The 18,787-nt window shown below is 68.9% G+C and carries 19 protein-coding genes and 5 pseudogenes; 12 read left to right on the top strand and 12 right to left on the bottom strand.

Annotation, left to right across the window (positions count from 1 at the left end; genetic code table 11):
• Positions 1–49: 49 nt before the first annotated feature.
• Entirely contained in the window at positions 50–655 is a 606-nt protein-coding gene (locus tag Sco07f_RS39140) for a dihydrofolate reductase family protein (RefSeq protein WP_108990745.1), read from the top strand.
• A gap of 223 nt (positions 656–878) precedes the next feature.
• Here Sco07f_RS39140 and Sco07f_RS39135 read toward each other — a convergent pair whose 3' ends face one another.
• Both Sco07f_RS39135 and Sco07f_RS39130 read right to left on the bottom strand, forming a co-directional pair.
• Positions 879–1,355, bottom strand: a complete 477-nt coding sequence (locus Sco07f_RS39135) for a YxiG-like protein (RefSeq protein WP_108990744.1) — start codon at positions 1,353–1,355, stop codon at positions 879–881.
• A gap of 93 nt (positions 1,356–1,448) precedes the next feature.
• Complete coding sequence (locus tag Sco07f_RS39130; RefSeq protein ID WP_108990743.1) at positions 1,449–1,964, bottom strand: GNAT family N-acetyltransferase; 516 nt, start codon at positions 1,962–1,964, stop codon at positions 1,449–1,451.
• 139 nt (positions 1,965–2,103) lie between these two features.
• Between Sco07f_RS39130 and Sco07f_RS39125 the strand changes: the two genes are divergently transcribed.
• Positions 2,104–2,352, top strand: coding sequence for a helix-turn-helix transcriptional regulator (locus Sco07f_RS39125; RefSeq protein ID WP_007387403.1), 249 nt, complete (start codon positions 2,104–2,106; stop codon positions 2,350–2,352).
• Entirely contained in the window at positions 2,349–2,879 is a 531-nt protein-coding gene (locus tag Sco07f_RS39120) for a hypothetical protein (protein ID WP_108990742.1), read from the top strand. The genes Sco07f_RS39125 and Sco07f_RS39120 overlap by 4 nt, the downstream gene beginning before the upstream one ends.
• A 131-nt stretch (positions 2,880–3,010) precedes the next feature.
• Here the strand turns inward: Sco07f_RS39120 and Sco07f_RS39115 are convergent, their stop codons facing one another.
• Positions 3,011–3,862: a phytanoyl-CoA dioxygenase family protein gene (locus Sco07f_RS39115; protein WP_108990741.1), complete on the bottom strand. Its 852-nt coding sequence runs from the start codon at positions 3,860–3,862 to the stop codon at positions 3,011–3,013.
• Positions 3,863–3,980: 118 nt separating this feature from the next.
• Here Sco07f_RS39115 and Sco07f_RS39110 point away from each other — a divergent pair, with 118 nt between their 5' ends.
• From Sco07f_RS39110 to Sco07f_RS39095, 5 genes are all read left to right on the top strand, one after another.
• Entirely contained in the window at positions 3,981–5,000 is a 1,020-nt protein-coding gene (locus tag Sco07f_RS39110; RefSeq protein ID WP_108990740.1) for a LacI family DNA-binding transcriptional regulator, read from the top strand.
• Positions 5,001–5,223: 223 nt separating this feature from the next.
• The gene (gene thrS, locus Sco07f_RS39105) at positions 5,224–6,450 is read left to right on the top strand and encodes a threonine--tRNA ligase (protein ID WP_108990752.1); all 1,227 of its coding nucleotides are present in this window, start codon (positions 5,224–5,226) and stop codon (positions 6,448–6,450) included.
• 349 nt (positions 6,451–6,799) lie between these two features.
• Positions 6,800–6,976, top strand: a complete 177-nt coding sequence (locus Sco07f_RS41315; protein WP_369695818.1) for a DUF6221 family protein — start codon at positions 6,800–6,802, stop codon at positions 6,974–6,976.
• A 147-nt stretch (positions 6,977–7,123) separates the two neighbouring features.
• Positions 7,124–8,623, top strand: a complete 1,500-nt coding sequence (locus tag Sco07f_RS39100; protein WP_244942260.1) for a hypothetical protein — start codon at positions 7,124–7,126, stop codon at positions 8,621–8,623.
• Between the two features lie 58 nt (positions 8,624–8,681).
• Positions 8,682–9,224 (top strand): hypothetical protein, encoded by a 543-nt coding sequence (locus Sco07f_RS39095; protein WP_087788205.1) that lies wholly within the window; start codon positions 8,682–8,684, stop codon positions 9,222–9,224.
• A 78-nt stretch (positions 9,225–9,302) separates the two neighbouring features.
• Here Sco07f_RS39095 and Sco07f_RS39090 read toward each other — a convergent pair whose 3' ends face one another.
• The 4 genes and pseudogenes from Sco07f_RS39090 to Sco07f_RS39075 form a co-directional block, all read right to left on the bottom strand.
• A complete protein-coding gene (locus tag Sco07f_RS39090) occupies positions 9,303–10,457 on the bottom strand; it encodes an FAD-dependent oxidoreductase (protein WP_108990738.1) in 1,155 nt (384 codons plus the stop codon).
• Positions 10,454–10,699 carry a helix-turn-helix domain-containing protein gene (locus Sco07f_RS39085; protein WP_007387365.1) on the bottom strand — a complete coding sequence of 82 codons (246 nt, stop codon included), beginning with the start codon at positions 10,697–10,699 and terminating at the stop codon, positions 10,454–10,456. Before Sco07f_RS39085 ends, Sco07f_RS39090 begins: the two co-directional genes overlap by 4 nt.
• Positions 10,699–11,190 (bottom strand): DUF2975 domain-containing protein, encoded by a 492-nt coding sequence (locus tag Sco07f_RS39080; RefSeq protein WP_108990737.1) that lies wholly within the window; start codon positions 11,188–11,190, stop codon positions 10,699–10,701. The genes Sco07f_RS39085 and Sco07f_RS39080 overlap by 1 nt, the downstream gene beginning before the upstream one ends.
• A 427-nt stretch (positions 11,191–11,617) precedes the next feature.
• A pseudogene (locus Sco07f_RS39075) lies at positions 11,618–12,010 on the bottom strand (helix-turn-helix transcriptional regulator); the annotation flags it as partial.
• A 38-nt stretch (positions 12,011–12,048) separates the two neighbouring features.
• Between Sco07f_RS39075 and Sco07f_RS39070 the strand changes: the two are divergent.
• Positions 12,049–12,893: pseudogene (locus tag Sco07f_RS39070) on the top strand (MFS transporter); the annotation flags it as partial.
• A gap of 130 nt (positions 12,894–13,023) precedes the next feature.
• Here the strand turns inward: Sco07f_RS39070 and Sco07f_RS39065 are convergent.
• Positions 13,024–13,716: a DUF4328 domain-containing protein gene (locus Sco07f_RS39065; RefSeq protein ID WP_167468354.1), complete on the bottom strand. Its 693-nt coding sequence runs from the start codon at positions 13,714–13,716 to the stop codon at positions 13,024–13,026.
• Positions 13,717–14,165: 449 nt separating this feature from the next.
• On the opposite strand from Sco07f_RS39065, the gene Sco07f_RS39060 reads away from it, so the two are divergent.
• The gene (locus tag Sco07f_RS39060; RefSeq protein ID WP_159107056.1) at positions 14,166–14,906 is read left to right on the top strand and encodes a hypothetical protein; all 741 of its coding nucleotides are present in this window, start codon (positions 14,166–14,168) and stop codon (positions 14,904–14,906) included.
• A 373-nt stretch (positions 14,907–15,279) separates the two neighbouring features.
• On the opposite strand, the pseudogene Sco07f_RS41415 reads toward Sco07f_RS39060, so the two are convergent.
• Positions 15,280–15,376: pseudogene (locus Sco07f_RS41415) on the bottom strand (IS5/IS1182 family transposase); the annotation flags it as partial.
• Positions 15,377–15,576: 200 nt separating this feature from the next.
• On the opposite strand from Sco07f_RS41415, the gene Sco07f_RS41195 reads away from it, so the two are divergent.
• Positions 15,577–16,545, top strand: a complete 969-nt coding sequence (locus Sco07f_RS41195; protein ID WP_305793849.1) for an IS630 family transposase — start codon at positions 15,577–15,579, stop codon at positions 16,543–16,545.
• A 245-nt stretch (positions 16,546–16,790) separates the two neighbouring features.
• Here Sco07f_RS41195 and Sco07f_RS39040 read toward each other — a convergent pair whose 3' ends face one another.
• Positions 16,791–17,600 (bottom strand): class I SAM-dependent methyltransferase, encoded by an 810-nt coding sequence (locus Sco07f_RS39040; protein ID WP_244942259.1) that lies wholly within the window; start codon positions 17,598–17,600, stop codon positions 16,791–16,793.
• A 170-nt stretch (positions 17,601–17,770) separates the two neighbouring features.
• Here Sco07f_RS39040 and Sco07f_RS39035 point away from each other — a divergent pair, with 170 nt between their 5' ends.
• Positions 17,771–18,265, top strand: coding sequence for a hypothetical protein (locus Sco07f_RS39035; RefSeq protein ID WP_108990731.1), 495 nt, complete (start codon positions 17,771–17,773; stop codon positions 18,263–18,265).
• A 3-nt stretch (positions 18,266–18,268) separates the two neighbouring features.
• Here Sco07f_RS39035 and Sco07f_RS41410 read toward each other — a convergent pair.
• Together Sco07f_RS41410 and Sco07f_RS39025 are read right to left on the bottom strand one after the other, a co-directional pair.
• Positions 18,269–18,481, bottom strand: a pseudogene (locus tag Sco07f_RS41410) (IS630 family transposase); the annotation flags it as partial.
• A gap of 76 nt (positions 18,482–18,557) precedes the next feature.
• Positions 18,558–18,787, bottom strand: a pseudogene (locus tag Sco07f_RS39025) (hypothetical protein); the annotation flags it as partial.

Below are 18,787 nucleotides of genomic sequence, written 5' to 3'. Positions count from 1 at the left end.
TGAGAATCCGGCGGCGGCGGGGTCTACCCGTTGACGGAGGGAGCGCACCATGCGCGAGATCATTATCTGCACGTTTCTGACGCTCGACGGTGTCATGCAGGCGCCGGGCGGCCCGGACGAGGACGCCGGCAGCGGCTTCGAGCACGGCGGCTGGCAGAAGCCGGTGGACGACGAGGAAGTCGGCGAGGCCATCGCCGGTTGGTACGAGCACTGCGAGGCGATGCTGCTCGGCCGCAGGACGTACGACATCTTCGCGTCGTACTGGCCGACGGCCGACCCGGGCAACCCCTTCACCCACCGGATGAACAGCATGCGGAAGTACGTGGCGTCGCGGACCCTGACCTCTGTCGAGTGGCAGAACTCCACGCTGCTGGAGGGCGACGTCGTCGCTGCCGTACGCGAGCTGAAGGCCTCCGACGGAGGCGGTATCAGCGTGGTCGGCAGCGGCGACCTCGCTCAGACCCTCATGCGTCACGGCCTCGTCGACGAGTACCGGCTCACCATCCACCCGGTGATCATCGGCACCGGTAAGCGGCTGTTCGCCGACGGAGCGATCCCCACGGCACTGGAGCCGGTCAGTGTCTCGACGACGAAGGGCGGCACCGTCGTCGGCGTCTACCGGCCGAACGGCGAGCCGAGCTACGACAGCTACTAGGACTTGTCCGGCCGGTCATGTCCGGAGCCTGATGATGACGGCATTCGGTGCAGAATCCCGTCGATCACCTGCCGGTGATTGCGCCACTTGCCGCAGTGCTGGTTACTGACCGGCAGGGACGGCTGCGGCCGTTTCCGCTCCGCATGACTCGGATCGCCGCATCCCATGACGTGAGGAGCGATCCGGAGATGCGGCGGTCACAAGATCACACGAATCCTGATTTCTAATCTGTCACGAAGGGTGCGTATCCCGCCGGGACCTCGCTCACCTGAAGATCAGAGAAGATCAAGGTCAGGTTGTGGGCGTTGGTCTCGATGCGAACCTCATGGAAGTCGATCCCGACGGCCTTCGACCAGCGGCGGGCAGCCTCCGACTCGGGGAGAAGCTCAGCTCCTGGGTACATGCAATGACACTTCACGCCCCAGACGTAACCGCCGAGGTCGGGGTCAGCAGTTTCGTGATCGAGGAGACGGTCGTCCAAGGAGGCCTGCCAGATCTCCGCTGGTACTGACGTCTCGCATCGGGCCTCGACGCAGTACCGGAAGAGGTACCGCCGGTAGGCCGACGCGATGCCGGTGCTGGGAGCAGCCGTCGCGTAGATGAAGACCTCGTAGTCGCGCATGTAGTTGGTGTATCCGTGGTGCACGACAGCGTGATCGAAGGTCTCGTCGAGCATCTGCTCAAGTGCGGCGGTATCCATACCGCCCTTCTACCTCACTCGGCGAGACCTTCGACAACGAGATTCACGGGTGTGGGGCGCCCTTGTCTCAGAGATCGCCCGGACAAGTCCAGGTCACTGGACGGATGCGTCCGAACCCGGTGCCAGATCGCGTTGATACCAGGCCCCCGACCTGCCGCCGAGATCGTCCGGGGCGGCGGGGCCGGCCGGGACGAATCCGGCGTTGACCAACACCTTCCGGGACGCGGCGTTGTCGTGGGAGGCGGCTGCCCGCAGTGTGCGCAGGCCGTGCCGCGCGGCCGCGATCCCGCACAGCTCCCGGACCGTCGCCGTCGCCACGCCGCGTCCGGCGGCCTGCTGCCCGACCCGGTAACCGAGTCGGGCGCTGCCGTCGTCCAGGTCGTACAGGTTGAACCTGCCGAGTACCGAGCCGTCCTGGGCGACGAGCACGTAGAAGACGCAGATCCCGGCCTCCTGCTCGGCCAGCAAGGCTTCGTACCGGTCGTTGAACGCGTCGAAGTATGCGTCACCGCGGTCGGGGACCGAGGCGGCGAAGTAGGTGCGGTTCGCCAGCTCGAAGGCCAGGACCGCCGGTGCGTGGCCGACATGCAGCCGTTCCAGCTCGGGCATTGCCCGACTCTACCCGGATCGGGTTCAGGGGATCCCTGAATATCCGCCCCCCGCGTTCCAGCGGACGAGCAGCCGTCCGGGCGCAGTCGGCCCCCTGTCCAGGTTGCAGTCCTCATTCCAAATGTAGTACTCCTTATACATGAGCGAGCATGTGCACAACAGGCTGGCCGTGGTGCGCACCGAACGGAAGGTGTCGCGGCAGCACCTGGCCGAGGCGGTGGGGGTGCATTACCAGACCATCGGCTACATCGAGCGGGGGCAGTACAACCCGAGCCTTGACCTGGCCCTGAAGATCGCGAAGTTCTTCGGGCTGCCGGTGGAGGCGCTGTTCTCGCTCGAGCCGTTCCGGCCGCTCACGGACGAGATCTACGGGAGGAAGACGTCATGACGACGACACGGCTGACGCGCTACGACCGCAGCATGCTGCGGCTGATGAACGACCGCCGGGCCCGGCCGCTGTACGCCACGGCGCCCCGTCGACGCCTGGTCGTCGGCGCGCATTTGGCGCTTTCCGCGGCCATCGGCGCTCTGGTGGCCTACTCCGGCCTCGGGGCCGGGGAGCCGGTCTGGCCCTTCGTCGCCGTGGCGGTGCTGCTGCTGCCGTGGATGGTCGCGACCGGCGCGATCAACGCTGCCACGCGCGGCCTGCTGGAACTGCGGGAGCGGGCACTGGACGAGCGTCAGTCCGCCGAACGCTCCCGGGTGCGGGCCAGGGCCCACCGTGCGACGACCCTGCTCCTTGCTGCGATCGCTGTCGTTCTGCTGGTCGCTGGTGCGGCCGGCGGCAAGGCCCTCACGGTGTACGCGGCGCCGGTGGTCGTGGCGGTCCTTGCGGTGCATTGGCTGATGCCGTTGTGGGTTGCCGGTCTGACGGTTCAGGACGAGCCGGCCGACAGTGACGGTCTGACGGCCTGACAGGTCTGCCGCGCCGCGTCCCGTCGGGTCCCGCCCCGCCCCGCCGGCTGGGTGTTCAGGGCCGTGTTGTCGGTTGGTGGTGTTGCCGGCCGTGTCGGTGCGGGTGTTCTGGGCGGTGGGGTGAGGTGGTTTCAGGCGTCGCCCATGATCAGGCCCTCGATGGTGTGCATCTGCCGTACCGGCGTCAGTTCGTCCACGACCGGGCAGTCGAGGTGGCGGCGTACCCGTTCGGGGAGTGTTTCCCAGTAGGCGCGGGTGACGGCGGTGTCGTGCCGGTCACCGTTGTGTGCCTGTGGTCCGTCGACGCCGAGGACCAGTACCGGCCGGGGCTTGGCGGAGCCGTTGGCCGTGCCCCGGTGGATGGTCAGGGCCGTGCGGGCGGAGATGTCACCGCGTCGCGGGTACTTGCGTACCGCCCGTTCGGTGTAGCGGCCGTAGTGGGAGCGGGGCGGGAACATGCCGTGCTGGAACTCCTCGCTGACGTCCCACTGGGTGCCGGGGGCGATTTCGAAGGGGCCCATGTCGTCCTCGGTGTCCACCGTGGTGACGTTGAAGGCGAGCGAGGTGAGACGCCGCTCGCGGCGTGTCTCCTCGGGCATGGGGAAGTCGCGGTGCCAGGGCTGGTTCACGGCGCCCTCCAGCGGGACGTCGAAGCCGAGTTCCACGATGCGGTAGCCGGGGCCGAGCGTCGCCGTGCACAGGGAGCGCACCCAGGGGTGGTCGACCAGTTCCACGAAGCCCCTGATCTGCTCGGGGTGGATCTCGACGTAGTACCGGTTCGGCCCGCGACCGACCGCGCCGCCGGGCCGGGAGCGGGCCTCCTGGAACGCCTTGGCCACGTCCTCGCCGAGCAGGTCCGCCCACCCGGGGGCGAACGCGCCCCTGCGTGCGGTGATGCCGTCCGTGTAGAGGGCTGCCACGTCCGCCGACACGTCGACGTCCAGGGCGCCGGCGTCGACACCGGGGAAGACGGACTCGTTCATGGTGGTGTGCCTCCTTGCGCTGCGTTGGCTGCGACTATGTTGCGACGTTGAATGCGACGTTGCAATAGAGTGGGCGGGATTCCGGTGACTGCCACCGGGGCGTGCGAGGATGGCCGCTGTGAGTAGTCGCCTGAAGGATGTCGCCGCCCTCGCCGGAGTGTCGACGCGCACTGTTTCCAATGTCGTCAGCGGCTCGGCGTCCGTGGCCGAAGAGACCCGGGTACGCGTCCAGGCGGCGCTGGACGAACTCGGCTACCGGCCGAACGTCGCCGCCCGCAACCTGCGCGCCGGCCGCACCGGCCTGATCGGCCTGGCGATCCCCGAACTCTACTCACCGTACTTCGGCGAACTCGCGTCCCTGATCGTCGAGGCCGCCCAGCAGCGTGCGTGGACCGTCGTCATCGATCAGACCTCCGGCGACCCGGACGCGGAACGCCGGCTGCTGGAGGGCACCGGCGGCAGACTCGTCGACGGCCTCATCATCAGCCCCTGGGCCCTCGGCCCGGAGGAACTGACCGGACGGCCGCGCCACGTGCCCGCCGTGCTCCTGGGCGAACGCCGTCCGCACGGCCTCGCCGACCGTGTCGCCGTGGACAACGTCCTCGCGGCCGACGAGGCGACCACCCACCTGCTCGCCTCGGGACGCCGCCGCATCGCCGCGATCGGCCCGCAACCGCACCTGCGCAACGAGACGGCCGCACAGCGGCTGGCGGGATACCGCAACGCCCTGCGGCGTGCCGGACTGCACCCGGACCCCGCCCTGGAACAGCCCGTGACGACCCTGCACCGCACGGACGGCGCGGAAGCGATGACCGCTCTGCTGGACGCGGGCATCCGACCGGACGCCGTGTTCGCGTTCACGGACGAACTCGCTCTCGGCGCCATGCACGTGGCCCGCCGACGCGGCGTGCGTGTCCCGCACGAGATGGCCTTCGCCGGCTTCGACGACATCGAGGACGGCCGCTACGCGAACCCGCCGCTGACGACCGTGGTCCCGGACAAACGCCAGATCGCCGAGCGGTCCCTGCAATGCCTGGCCGACCGCATATACAGCCCGGCCTCCGCCGTCCCACCCCTGGACGTCGTGATTCCCCACCAGCTCGCGGTACGCGCGAGCAGCGGGTGGACAGACAGCTGAGCGACATCCCTGCGCGACGCCCCACCGTCCAAACGCCGTGTGCGCGACGCGGCAGCCTGCTAACGTCTCCCGCATGAAGCGCGCTGCCATGACGACGACGCCGGAGAGTGTCCCGGCGCGCTGACAGACGACCTGATCCGAAGCCCCGGGGCAAGTGCCCCGGGGCTTCGTCGCAGGCCCGGTCACTTGCTCCGCGCCCAGCAAGGAGACCGCGATGACCACCATGCACGACCACCGCAGGCTCGGCCGCGAACTGAACCTCTTCGACACCGATCCGCTGCTCGGCGCCGGCCTGCCCTACTGGCTGCCCGACGGCGCGGCGGTGCGCCACACCCTGGAGGAGTACATCCGCACCGCCGAGCAGCGGGCGGGCTACCAGCACGTGTACTCACCGGTCCTCGCCAAGCAGGAACTGTACGAACTCTCGGGACACTGGGCGCACTACAGCGACGACATGTTCCCCCCGATGAACCTCGGCGGCGAGCAACTCGTCCTGCGGCCGAGCCTGTGCCCCCATCACGCGGTGATCTACCGCTCCCGCCCCCACAGCCACCGCGAACTGCCCCTGCGCATGGCCGAGTTGGGAGGCATGTACCGCTCCGAACGCTCCGGCGTCCTCGGCGGACTGACCCGCGTACGGGCCATCCACCTCAACGACGCACACATCTTCTGCACCCTGGACCAGGTCGCCGAGGAGGCACAGGCCGCGCTGGAGATGATCCGCCGGGCGTACGAGGCCCTCGGCATCGTCGCAACCCGCTACCGGCTCTCCCTCCCGGCCCCCGGAGGCAAGTACGTGACCGCACCCGAGAAGTGGCAGCGCTCCACCACCCTCCTGACCGACGTCCTCGACCGCTCCGGCCTGCCCTACGAGTCGGCCGAGGGCGAGGCAGCGTTCTACGGCCCCAAGATCGACGTCCAAGTCACCGACGGCGCCGGCCGGGAATCCACCCTGTCCACCGTCCAAGTCGACTTCCACCAGCCCGAACAGTTCGGCCTGCGCTACACCGGCGCGGACGGCACCGGACACCGCCCGGTCATGATCCACCGCAGCATCATCGGCAGTGTGGAACGCGCCGTCGCCCACCTCGTCGAACAGCACGGCGGCGCCTTCCCCGCCTGGCTCGCCCCCACCCAGCTGGTCATCCTCCCGGTCTCCGACACCGAACTCCCCAACGCCGTGTCCCTGGCCCGACGCTGCACCCGCCTCGGACTGCGCACCCGGATCGCGGGACCGGACCGCGGCACCCTGGGCGCCCGAATCCGACAGGCCCGCCTGATCCCGTACCAGGCCGTCATCGGCGCGAGGGAGGCCGCTGCCGACCAGACCGCCCTGCGCCTGCGCGACGGACGCCGACTCGCCCCGCAACCGGCCGACGACGTCCTCACCCGCATCGCCGCTCTCATCGCCACCCACACCACCGACCTGTGGACCGACGCGGCCGCATAGCCCGCAGACCGGCGGCGCCCTCAACACCTGCTCGTCACCCGGCGCGACACGTGCGACCTTTCTGGGTTGGTGTCGGTGGTGATGTGAGTGGGTCCTGCCGGCGCGGGGGCGGGCGTTTCGGAGTGTGGGGTGTTGGGCTGGGTGGAATGGGTGAAGACGACTGGGCAGGTGGGGGCGTCGGTCCGGCGGGGGTATGCGGTGTCGGGCGAGGTGGGAGGGGATGCTGTTGAGCTGTGGCGTCGGATGGCCGCGGCTGGCGGTGGGGCTCTGGTTCAGTCGGTGTCGACACTGCACCGGGTGATCCGCCGGGACCGCCGGGCGGGCCGGACGCTGATGGTCAAGCGGGTGTCTGTGGTGGCCGGGCCGCCGGCGGCGGGATCTCCTCGCCGCCTGGCGCGATCCCGATCACGCTGACCCCGGGGACCACGACGCCCTCCACCGTGACTGGGCCGTGCGAGTTCTCGCGCTGACCAGCTACTCCGATCGCCCGGGCTATCGAACCGAGTGGGGCCCTGACGACGAGTAGGCCCCCCGCAGGGCATCGGGAGCTCGCCGAGCGCGTACTTCCCGCCGACGTGGGGGTGCTCCTGCGCGCCCTCCAGCATCCGTCGACGGGGACGGACGCGGAACCTGGCGGTCTGCCGCGTACGGTCAGGGAGGGCATGATGACGTGGTGCCCGACTCTCTCCGTGAACTCTGGCTGCGCGGCATCGCCTTCAACGCGGCGGCGCCCGCCGACGTGCTGATACGTCTCCTGGACGAAGCGGCCGGTGAGGCCGGCTTGCTGATGTGCGAGGGCCGCGACCTGCCCGACGCCGTCACCGACGTGGCCCTCCGCCACACGGCCGAGCGGATCCGCCGCGCCCTCGCCCGCAACCTGCAGGTCGACCCCGCACGACTCGCTCCCTTGGCGTCGGACCCTTCGGGACTCGTCCGTGCGCATCTCGCCGGCGGCACCCGGCTCCAGCCCCGCTGGGTCAGGCCCCTGCCGGACGACATCCTCGTCACCTTCCTGACCGCCCAGGAGGGAGGCGAGGACGGCAGGCTCACCGAACAGGAGATCGCCGGAGAGCTCTGGTCCTCCCGGCAGGTCCCTCCGTCCTTCCCGCGGGACATGGCCGGTCACGACCATCCCGCACTCCGTCTGTACGCCGCCTTCCAGTGGCAGTCCCTCACCGCTGCGCAACGCGATGCCCTGCTGGACGATCCCGACCCCGCCGTACGAGAAGCAGCGAGGAGGGGTGGCCGACAGCTGGACCCGGCGACGGTGGAGGCCGAGCTGCCGCCCATCGGATCACACAACAGATGGTTCGTGCTCGGCACCTGTGCCCTGTCAACCGTGGTCGTCGAGCAGTGCTTCGCGCACGACGAGGTGTACCCGCTGGCCCGGAACCGCCATACCCCGGCCGACGCCCTCGCCCGGCTCGCCCGGCACCCCGATACGGAGATTCGCAAGCTGGTCGCCACCCGGCCCGACCTGGGACCGGAGGCGGCGGAGTTGGGACAGGACCCGGACGAGGACGTGCGGATGCGTGCCCGACTCCAGTCCTCCATCCGTACCTGGGCCGAATTTGAGGAGGTGCAAAAGGTCGTCGAGCACGGGCCCGACTGCACCTGCCCGATCACGCGGCCGGCCACCGAGCCGTCACCCGACTGGTACGTCGCCTGCGCGGCGTCCGAGGAACCGGTGCTTCGCCGGGTCGCGGCCAGCTGGCCCGGCCTGCCCGCAGAGCTCGTCGGGACACTGGCGCTGGACGATGACGAGGAGGTGCGGATCCGGCTGGCCTGCCACCACCCACTGGCCCCGCCCCGCCTCCTGCTGGACGTCTTCGTCACCCGCCCGGCCCACCGTCCGCACCTGCTGACCCTGCCCGCGTTCCCCCGCACCGGCATGACGCACCTCATCGGTCACCCGGATGCGGAGGTGCGCGCCCTGGCCGCGGCCGACCCGGCTCTGCCCGAACCCCCGCTGGAAGACCCCGACGATGCGGTACGCCGGGCAGCCGCCACCAACCCGACCCTGACACCGGAAACCTTGGAAACCCTCCTCACCGACCTTCGCACCGCGGAGGGCGCCGCGGCCAACCCGTCCCTCCCCGTCCCTCGCATGCACGCGCTCCTCGACCACTGCCTGAGCGGAGCCGCCACCTCGCAGACGGGGGCCCGGCGTTGAAGGACGACCCCGTGCAGTGATCGCAGGGGGTGTCAGTGCTCGTTCATAGAATCACCGCATGTCTGATGCCTTCACCGTGTTGTGGACCCAGGACGTGTGCCGCGCGCTGCGCAAGGCCGGCCGTGTGGGGGAGCGGCCGCCGGTTGCGTTCAGCGGTGTTCATTCCTCCCTGCCCGCGTGGACGGGGGCTCAGGTGGGGGACGAGGTGTACGCGTTGCATGTCAACCGGCGTGAGGTGTTCGTGGTGAGCCGGATGCGGGTGGTCGACCGCGAGCGGCGCGGCTGCTGCGGTACGGCTCCCGCAACGTGGGAGGACCCTGCCCACCCCGGGCACGACGACTGGTCGATGCTCGGCGCCGGGGGCTGCGGCGCAGAGCCGGTGCATGTGGACGCCACGCCCGTACGCTTCGACACCCTCATCCCCGGCGAACTGCTGGCCGGACTCACCTGGCGCAACCGCCGGGGTCGGACCCGCCGGCTGAAGTACGTGGTGGACGGCCGTCTTGAGAACTCGGTCAGCCTCCAGGGCTTCTACCGTCTGACACCCGACTCGGCCGCAGAGCTGGCGGACGTCACCGCGAGCGCCGTCTCCAGCCGCTGACAGACAACCCGGGGCACGCCTCTTCACCCGGTTGATCGCCATGGACCGGCCCTGGGCGGCGGGCGATCGGTCTAGTGGTCAACGGGCGGGGGTCGGGAAGGACTTGTCGCCGAAGAGGATCCGGCCCGCCGCGGCCCGGCCGACCGGCGTGCGGAGCAGTGTGAAAGCCGCTTGGGCCATGGTGGGTGTGCGCACCTGGGCCAGTCCTCTGCGCAGGGTCAGCCGGCCTCGGAACGCGGCGCGCAGAGCGGCTCCGTCGTAGGCGGACAGCGTGTCCGGCCGCCCGGTGTGCAGTGCGTGGTCCAGGACTTCGGCCGCGAACTCCGACAGCCGCAGACAGGGATCCAGGCCGCCGGCGGTGAGCGGGGAGACCGCGCCGGCCGCGTCCCCGACCAGAAGGCCGACGGCGCAGCCGATCCGGCGCAGTACGCCCCCGACGGGAATCGGGCCGCCGCGCCGCTCCACCGCTTCCGGACGGTCCACGCCGGACAACCCGGGCGCTGACGCGCCGAACCGCCGCAGTGCTCCTCGGAGTCCGTCCGGGAAGCGGTCCGCATAGCCGGCGACGCCCACGTGCGCGTGCTGCCCGTCGTTGACCACCCACGCCAGGTAGCCGGGAGCGATCGAGGGGTCGAGCACGCAGTGGAAGGTCGGAGGCTCGTCGCTGCCGGCAAGCTCGAAGACCTCTTCCGCTCCGACCAGCAGGTGGTGGTTGCGGTCGAGGGCGAGGTCGCGGGCAACGCTGGAGCGGGCTCCGTCGGCACCGACGACGAACCGCGCTCGGACCGCCGTAGGCCCGTCGCGGCTGAGGAGGCGGAACGTGTCGCCCTGCCGTCCGGCGTAGCGCGTGCCCAGGGCGATCCGCACACCGGCGGTATTCGCGGTGGCCGCCGTCGCCGTGTACAGAGGCGCCATGTCTCCTACGCGGTACTCGTCGCGGCTGCTGACCAGGGCGACGGGGCGGCGCAGGTCGGGCGGGTAGAGGACGACCCGACGAATCGGTGGGCCGAGGTGCTCGGGCGGCAGCGGGAAGTCGTCGAGCGTCTTCCGCACGAAGATCCCCGTGGTGCGGACCGCGCCGGCGAGACTGGTGCGCCGGTCGACCAGGAGGACGTCGTGGCCCTGCCGTGCGAGGAGCGTGGCGGTGTGGAGGCCGGCCAGCCCGGCTCCGACGACGAGGACGTCGGTACGGGCGGTGGGCCCGAGGCGGTCGGTGCCGGTCGGTGTCGTCACAGGTGACGCCCCGCGGGCGTGGCCTCGTTCGCCAGGCTTTCGGACTCCCACCGCAGCAGGTCTCCGGGCTGGCAGTCCAGGACCTCGCAGAGCGCGGCCAGGGTGGTGAACCGGACCGCCTTGGCACGGCCGTTCTTGAGAACCGCCAGGTTGGCGGGGGTGATGCCGACGCGTTCGGCGAGTTCGCCCACGGACATCTTGCGCCGGGCGAGCATCACGTCGATGTCGACGACGATCGGCATCAGATCACCCCGGCCAGCTCGGCCTGCATCCGGGTCGCCTCGACCTCGCGGGCGACCGCCTGGGCGAGCAGCATCCGCAGCACGAGCACGATCAGGGCGACCGCGAAGACCGCCAAGGAGATACCGCCGAGCAGCAGGACGACGCCCGGAGCCACGGCCTCGCCCGGCGCCAGCACGACGCCCAGTGCGAAGACCAGGAGCGCCGCAGCGGTGAAAGCGCCGATCACGACATGCACGTACCGGAAGGCGCCGTCGGAGAACACGTTCCCGCGTCGCACCATGTTCACCAGCCGCCATACGCAGACCAGGACGGTCTGGGCCGTGCCGATGCCCAGGACCACGATCAGCAGGATCGGAACGCGCCGGTCGGCGAGCACACCGCCCTCCATGTCGTCGGCCAGCAGCGCGACCATCACAGTCTGCACGAACAGCGAACCGGCGAGCAGTGCCACGAGCGCGGCACGCAACGCCAGCACGGTGATCTTTCCCATCACTTCCCCTTCGATCGAAATGCAATGGGAATCTATCGAGATTCGATAGATGAAGCAAGGTGGTGGCCAGCGTCCGGGCCGAACCCCGTCGCGGCCCAGGCCGCGAAGGCGCTGGATCGTCGGAAGCCGGGCGCCGAACGATTCAACGACCACCTCGACACCGCGGCCGACCGCCTCGCTCCGGCGAGCAGGGGCGTACAAGAACCCTGGCAGTCACGGCATCGTCGACTTCGGCAACCCCGTCGAGGCAGCCGAGAGCATCCAGTTCGCCGAACCGCTGCTGCGGCAGGTCGAACGCGCCAACCGTCGCAGGCGGCCACGACAACGGTCGAAGTCCCACACCACCGCGCACACTTGGGGGCCGGGCCGGCCGTCATGCCTGTAACGGCCGGGGACACCGGACCGCACGAGCACGCGCGCAGCAACGTCAAACGGCGTTGTGGTGGCTACCCGGCGTATGGCCGAAGGTGCGGCGGAAGACATCGATGAAGGTGCTGGCCGACGACCAGCCGCACTGGTGGGCCACGGAGGTGACGGGCGTCTTCTCGGAGAGCAGGACCAGCGCATGGTGCAACCGCATCTGTGTACGCCACTGCGTGAAACTCATGCCCAGGTCACGACGGATCATCCGGGACAGCGTCCGTTCGCTGGTGCCGACCTGGCGGCCCAGCTCGGCCAGGGAACGGCCGTCCGCCGGGTCCGAGCGCAGCATGTCGCACACCTCTGTCAGAAGCGGCGTGGAAGGGGCAGGCAGGTGCAACGGCTGCTGGGGAGCCAGCCGCAACTGGTCGAGCAGCACCGCCCGCAGCCGGAGCTGCTCGTCGCTCTGCCCTTCCGCGGCACTGGTGTGGGAGATGACCTGAATCAGCCCGGGTCGCCCGACTCGCCAGCCAGGGCAGCCACACCGGCATGGCCTGGTTCTCCCTCGGCGGGAACGTCGGTTTCGCCCTCGCCCCCTGATGGTCTCCGCCGTGATCGGCCCCTGGGGGCTGCAGGCCACCCCGCTGCCCGCCCTGGCCGGCACGGCCCTGTGCGTGCCCGTCCTGCACATGCTCGGCCGACGGAATGCCACAGGTACCGGCACCAGGACCACGGTCGGGAACGACGACGTGAAGTCCTTCGTCAAGCTCTCGCTGGCCGTAGTGTTCCGCTCGATCGTGTTCGTCGGCCTGAGCACGTTCATCGCGTTGTACACCCAGCAGCGTCTGGGTGGAAGCTCCGCCGCCGGAACCGCGGCGCTCTTCGTGCTCTACCTCGGTGGCGCCATCGGCTCCGTCCTCGGCGGCCACCTGGCCGGCCGGTGGGACCGCGTCCGAGTGTGTCGCCGGTCCTACCTGATCTCGGTCTTCGCCGTCGCCGGCGTCGTCTTCGCCCCCGGCCCGGCGCTCTACCTCTTCGTGGCCCTCACCTCGGCGGGCCTGTACGTCCCCTTCTCCCTCCAGGTCACTCTCGGGCAGGACTACCTCCCCTCCCGCGTCGGCACAGCCTCCGGCGCCACCCTCGGCCTGACGGTCAGCATCGGCGGACTGGCCAGCCCCGTACTCGGCGCCATCGCCGACTCCTCCTCCCTCAAGACCGCACTCGTCCCGCTCATCGTGATGCCGCTGCTCAGCTGGCTCCTCTTCAGAGGCCTGCCCGAACCCGCCGTACACCGAGCCGTACAGCCTCGCAACGACGTCGACACGCAGGTAACCACAGCTTGAGACACGGGACACCGACGCCTTCAACGGCGCGGGCGTCGTCGTCCCTTCACGCGACCCGGAGAAGCTGCTCCGCATGAACCGGCGCACCAGGTCGACAGTTTCATGGCTGCCGAGCCGCCCGATAGAGGGCTCAAAGTCCCGGTGTGTTCGGCTTCGTGAGGGCTTTCGCGTGCTGGGCAGCGGTCAGTCGGCGTACGAAGAGAATGGCGAGCACCGCCGCCAGGACGTCGAATGCGGCACTGGCTATGACCAGCTCCGTCGCGTCACGGATCGCATCGGGGTCCTGGGCCTTGTCATACGTGTTGGAGGCGTAGCGGTCGAAGGCCATGGTCCATACCCAGGCACCCCACCAGGCGTTGAGGAGCCCGCGGTGCCGCAGTACGCGGCTGTGGGGCTCGGGCTGCGCGGCCCGCAGTATGTCGGCGGCGATGCCGCGCGGGATCCAGAGGTTCGCGATCGGGATGAGCCAGCAGGCGATCGCCCAACCGGGGGTTCTGCTCTGGGTGTCGGGCGCGAACACCTCCGCGTTGTGGCGTACCCGGTGGAACCAGATGATGAAGACGACAGCAGTCGCCAATACGGCGACGCCGTACAGCACGGCCGATCCGGCCATCGCGTAGTCGGCACGGTTCGCCTCGTTCTCACCGACGTCGACGATGCCGCCCGAGGCCACCTCGCCCATCAGCCCACGCATGTTGAGCGAGGCCGCGACGATCAGAAGATCGGCCGCGATGACGACGGTGAGGAGCACGGTGACAGCGCGCGCGAGGCCGACGGGCGAACGCAGCACGCGGCCGGGCACGGGCGGGTACGAACTGGACATGGGTGGGGACGCATACGTCATGAAAGGCCTCTGGACTGGAGGTGAGTGCGGCGCCTCTCCAAGGACGGCGGGCGGCAGGCGACCGTGTCAGCGCGGTCGGCACCGGGACCTTATCCCATACAGGCAGCCGCCTCCGCCGCTCCGGCCCCCGCTGAAAGGAAGGGTGACCGGCCGACGCGCTACGCGGAACAGCCCGCCCGGTGTGCGGTCGCCGGGCTGTCGCCGCCTCACATCAGCGGAGGGGGTGCGGCGACGGCCGGCTGATACTGCGTGGCGCCTACCGAGGGGTGTGCGTAAGCTCCTTGATCGCATAAATGTTCGCATAGGTGATCGCATGTGGTGAGAACAGGGGTGGGATGTACAAGTCCAAGGGAAATCGTGGATACGGCCTGTTCAAGGGGCGACTCATGAACCGTGTGGGGGTCTTGGCAGCGGCAGGTTTGCTCGCCTTGGCGCCTCTCACCGAGGCGCACGCCGTGGAGACCTCCGCGCCCTCCGTGCCGACGGAGCAGGGCATCGTCAGGGGCGGCGGCGTCGGTTGTGCCACGGACGAGTCCGCTCCCGATACCGTCGGCAGCCCGCGGCCGCAATTGACCGCCCGTGTCCACGACGAGGCTGACGTCTCACCATCACCCAACCTCCGGGCCGACTTCACCATCGACAGCCGCAACCCAGACGGTTCGTGGACGCGGGTCGCCGACAGCCTGGTCCCCTCCACGGGGTTCGTGAGCGACGACATGCGCGTTACGACGGTTCTGTCGACGACTCTCGCCCCGGCCACCGTCTACCGGATGTCGGCCGCGACCTGGGCCTACGCGACAGACCAGGCCCAGTACACCGCCTCGGCCACCACCGCGTTCTGCTACTTCACCGTGGACCCGACGGCGCCGCTCGCGCCGAAGATCAGTTATGGCGGTCCGTACAGCGAGTGCACCGCCAACTCCTGCGTAGCCGCAGGCGGAGCGGGGGTCACGGGCACCTTCTCGCTCGCCCCCGGGGACGGGGACTCCCCGGTCGTCGGCTACCGCTTCAGGTTCAGGACCGACAGTACGTGGACGTACGTCACCGGCTCCTCGGTGACCATCACGTTCGCCCCGCCCTACCGCACCTTCGAAGACCTGCAGGTGGCGGCCCGGGACACGCTGGGCCGATACGGGCCCGACACGATCACGTCCTTCATGGTCGCTTAGAGGTCCTGACAAAGGCGTTGGACGTGGCGGTGGGTGATCGGACAGACGTCGAGGCCGAGGAATGCCTCGTGGACGACGTAACGGAAGATGCCCAGGCCAGTACCGTGCGGTCGCCCCGTTTCCGATCACGGGCCGGATGCCGCGTTGCCGGAGCAGGCGGCGGCAGATGTCGTGGCCGTAGCCACGGTCGGCCAGCGACGGGATCTTGTCGAGGAAGGACAGCAAAAGGGCGACATCGTTGCGTCACCGCCGATCAGCGACACCGCGAGCGGGACGCTGTGTCCGTCGACGCCTGCTTTTGGGCACCGCCGGGCGGCCCGCACGCGCGAGGGGTTGATCACCTCCCGCTCCCAGTCCAGCTGGTTCCTCGACCGCAACTCGTTCAGCAGCAGCTGGTGCAGCCGGCCCCAGACGCCGGCCTCGTTCCAGGCTGCAAGGCGCCGCCAGCAGGTCATGCCCGAGCCGAAGCCGCCATGATCAGTAGCTTTCGTAGAGTCAGTTACTGAGGTTTTCGGGTTGTCGTCGGGTGGTGACGGTTCATGATCCCTGCGGTATGCCGATGAGATGCAGTATCCGGAGGGTGGGGGCCTGACCGCTGAGCGTCGGGCGTTTCGGGACAGGATCCCGGCTCCGGGCCGGCGCGCGTTTCGCGGCGGGTGAGAAGACCGCAGTGATCGCCAAGGACCTGCGGGTGAGTGTGCGGTCGGTGGAGCGTTGGCGCCGGGCCTGGCGCGAGGGCGGCATGGAGCCTCTACGCTCCGCGGGACCGGCCAACTCCCCGACCGTTACCGATGCCCAGTTTGCGATGCTCGAGGAGGAACTCGGCAAGGGTCCGTCAACGCACGGCTTCGACGATGAGCGTTGGACTCTGGCCCGGGTCCAGACGGTGATCCGCCGTCGTCTGCGACTGAGTCTGTCGTTTGGCGACGGTATGGCGACTGCTGAAGCGGCACGGCTGGTCCTGGCAGGCACCTGCCCGCCGTGCGCTCGAACACGACGAGCACGCGGTGGAGCTGTGGAAGAAGGAGGTGTGGCCCCAGGTAAAAGTCTCGCGGCGGCGTCCGGGGCGTGGATCGTCTTCGAGGACGAGGCCGGATTCTCGATGACTCCGCCCCGGGCCCGGACCTGGGGACGACGTGGCCACACACCCGTTATCCGCGTTCGGGGAAGATCCCGCCGCAGGACTTCGGTCGCCGCGCTGTGCTGCTACAAACCCGGCGAGACCGCAAGACTGATCTACCGGCCCCGTCAGCATCTGCTCCTGAAAGGAGCACGGAAGAGCTTCTCCTGGCAGGACTACCGAGAACTGCTGGTGAGGGCCCACATTCAGCTCGACGTTCCCATCGTGGTGGTTTGGGACAATCTCAACACCCACCTGGCAGCGGGCTTGAAAAAGTACGAAGCCGAGCACGGCTGGCTCACCACCGTCCGTCTCCCCTCATACGCACCCGACCTGAACCCCGTCGAGGCTGTCTGGTCACTCGTGCGCAGGGCCATGGCCAACACTGCCTTCGACACACCCCACGACCTCGACCGCAAACTCCGCCGCGAGTTACGCAGGATCCAACTCCGACCCCACCTGACCGACGGCTGCCTCACCGCCACCGGCCTGGCTATCGACCAACCCACCCCACCATGAAAACCTCAGTAGCAATTTCCACGCCGATCGAACCGACTGCCACGCGCCTCAGAGACAAGTGAGAAGTCACCTTTCGATGTCGCCATTGATTTTGTCGACGGACTTAAAAACCACTTGTCGCTCAGGGTCGAGAACACCTCATCTAGCCGTAGGGCGATGTCTGTTTTGGTAACACCTGAGGGCTTACGGTGGGAGCGTGGAGGTGCTCTGTGGGATGAAGTTGATACAGGGTGCCTGCGAAGCTGTCAGCCTGCCAGCCGAGCTTTCCAGATTTCCTCGCTGGGCCATTGCTGGGCCCAGTCGGCGGAGACCTCTTCGTAGTCCCGCGCATGCTGGGGTGCCTGAACCTCAATCAGATCTTCAACGACGAAGCCGCAGGACCGCAGCAGACGGAGCATCTCACCATGCGGCAGGACGAACTCCACGTGATTCTCCCAGTCCAGCCGCGTCAGGCCGAATTGGCTGCGGGACAGAGTGGTGGACGCCGGCCCCGCAGGCGGTACACACAGTGCGAACAGCGGTGAGTAGCGAGAGAACACCAGCCGGCCTCCAGGAACGAGCAGCCGGGCAGCCTCCGGGATCCACTGGCAAGGGTCGCACCACAGCGAGGCACCGAACTCGCTGATCGCCAGGTCGAACGTGTTGTCCTCGTAGGGCACCTTCTCGGCATCGCCGAGGACAAGGGGGAAGTCGATGCCGAACTCCGCCTGCATCGCGCGAGCAGTGGCGAGCTGCTTCTCCGAAAGGTCGATCCCGACCGGGTGAGCCCCCGCTCTGGCCAGCCAAGCGGAAACGTACGCAGTACCGCAGCCCAGTTCGATGGCGCGCATCCCGTCAATGCTGTCGGGAAGCAGGGAAACCTGCGACTCAGGGGTGGACCACAAGCCCCAGGAGGGTTCCACCTGCGCCCAGTGATCACGGGCGAGCGGTCCGTGCCACGCAGCGGCCTCGTCATCCCAAAAGCGTCGGTTCTGCTCCACATGGTCCGCCGGTCCGTCATGAGTCATGGAGGCATTCGATCGAAGATGCTGCTGCTCCGGCAACGGATTTTCCACGGCTCCCAAATCTCGTTGCTGAACGTGCTCAGCACGCGGTGGAGCCGCTGGAGCCCGTCAACCTAAGGGCCGTCCCGCAATACTGACCTTGAATGAGTGATGTCGGGGAACGGTGAGTGTGGTGATGCCCCGACCTGCTCCGCGGATGGTTGCTGCGCCAAGATGAGCGCATGACCGAGAGCGAAGCGGATCTGCTGGCGTTGCTACGCGAGCTCGATGATCCGGAGTGGCTGGAGCGGCCGCGGCACTACGGCCGTGGCGAGACCGCAGTCCACTTCGGTGTTCTGATGGCCCGGCTCGAAGTTGACTTCGCAGCTCGCTGCACGGCCGAGCAGGACACCCGGGACTCCAGCGAGTACGGACGCATCGTCGTACCTGCAGACGTAACCGTATGCGGCACTCGAATCGTCGTCTGCGTGAGCAAGTTCGGCTCGTTGGCTCTGGTCTGCGCCGACAACCCGGGCGCCTTCGTCGGAACGGATGACGCCCAAACCGAGGGCGAGCTCGACGGCGCGGACCTTGCCAAGGTCAACCGGGCGCTGGTCGAGCTTGGCTATGTTGTGGTTGCCGAGGAACTACTGGAGAGTGACTACGACGGGCCGAGCCGACTGCCCTGGCATGTTCAGCGGCCCAGCTGGTGGGATCGCTTCTTCGGTATCTTCTGACGATCACGTCGACAGGGTCAGGCCGGTGCCAACCAAGCATCTATCGATCACCTCCGGCCTGTACTGCAGCATCTTGAGTTTGCGCTTCACAGCGCGGGTGACCTGGCTGAGGTCGGCGGCGGCCAGGTTGCCGACGTCGCGTTTGACCAGGGACCAGATGCCCTCCTGCGGGTTGAGGTCCGGGGCGTAAGTCGGCAGCTGAAATACGGTGAGCCAACGGGGGTGCGTTTGGGGCGGCCGGCCCAGGTACGGATTGCGGCGACTGCGGTGACCTGGTGCTCGCGGAGGTGGATCATCCGAGCTGCTCCTCTGCGTGCGGGGCCGGTGAGGATTCCGTGGTCGCGGTGGCTGGCCGGGCCGTGGCGGCCTTGCGGCGTCGGTGCTCGCGTTGGGCTTGGGCGCGGGCGCATTCGCGGGTGCAGTACTTGATGCCGCTGGTGCGGTTCTGGCCGTACTCGGCGCGGCCGCGTTGGCGGACGAAGCCCCGCCCGCAGGTCTCGTTCGCGCAGGTGCGGATGGTGG

The organism is Streptomyces coelicoflavus, from assembly GCF_003112555.1.
Classification (GTDB): domain Bacteria; phylum Actinomycetota; class Actinomycetes; order Streptomycetales; family Streptomycetaceae; genus Streptomyces; species Streptomyces coelicoflavus.
Note: the sequence above shows the minus strand (reverse complement) of the source record. Positions and strands in the feature narration are given on the sequence as shown.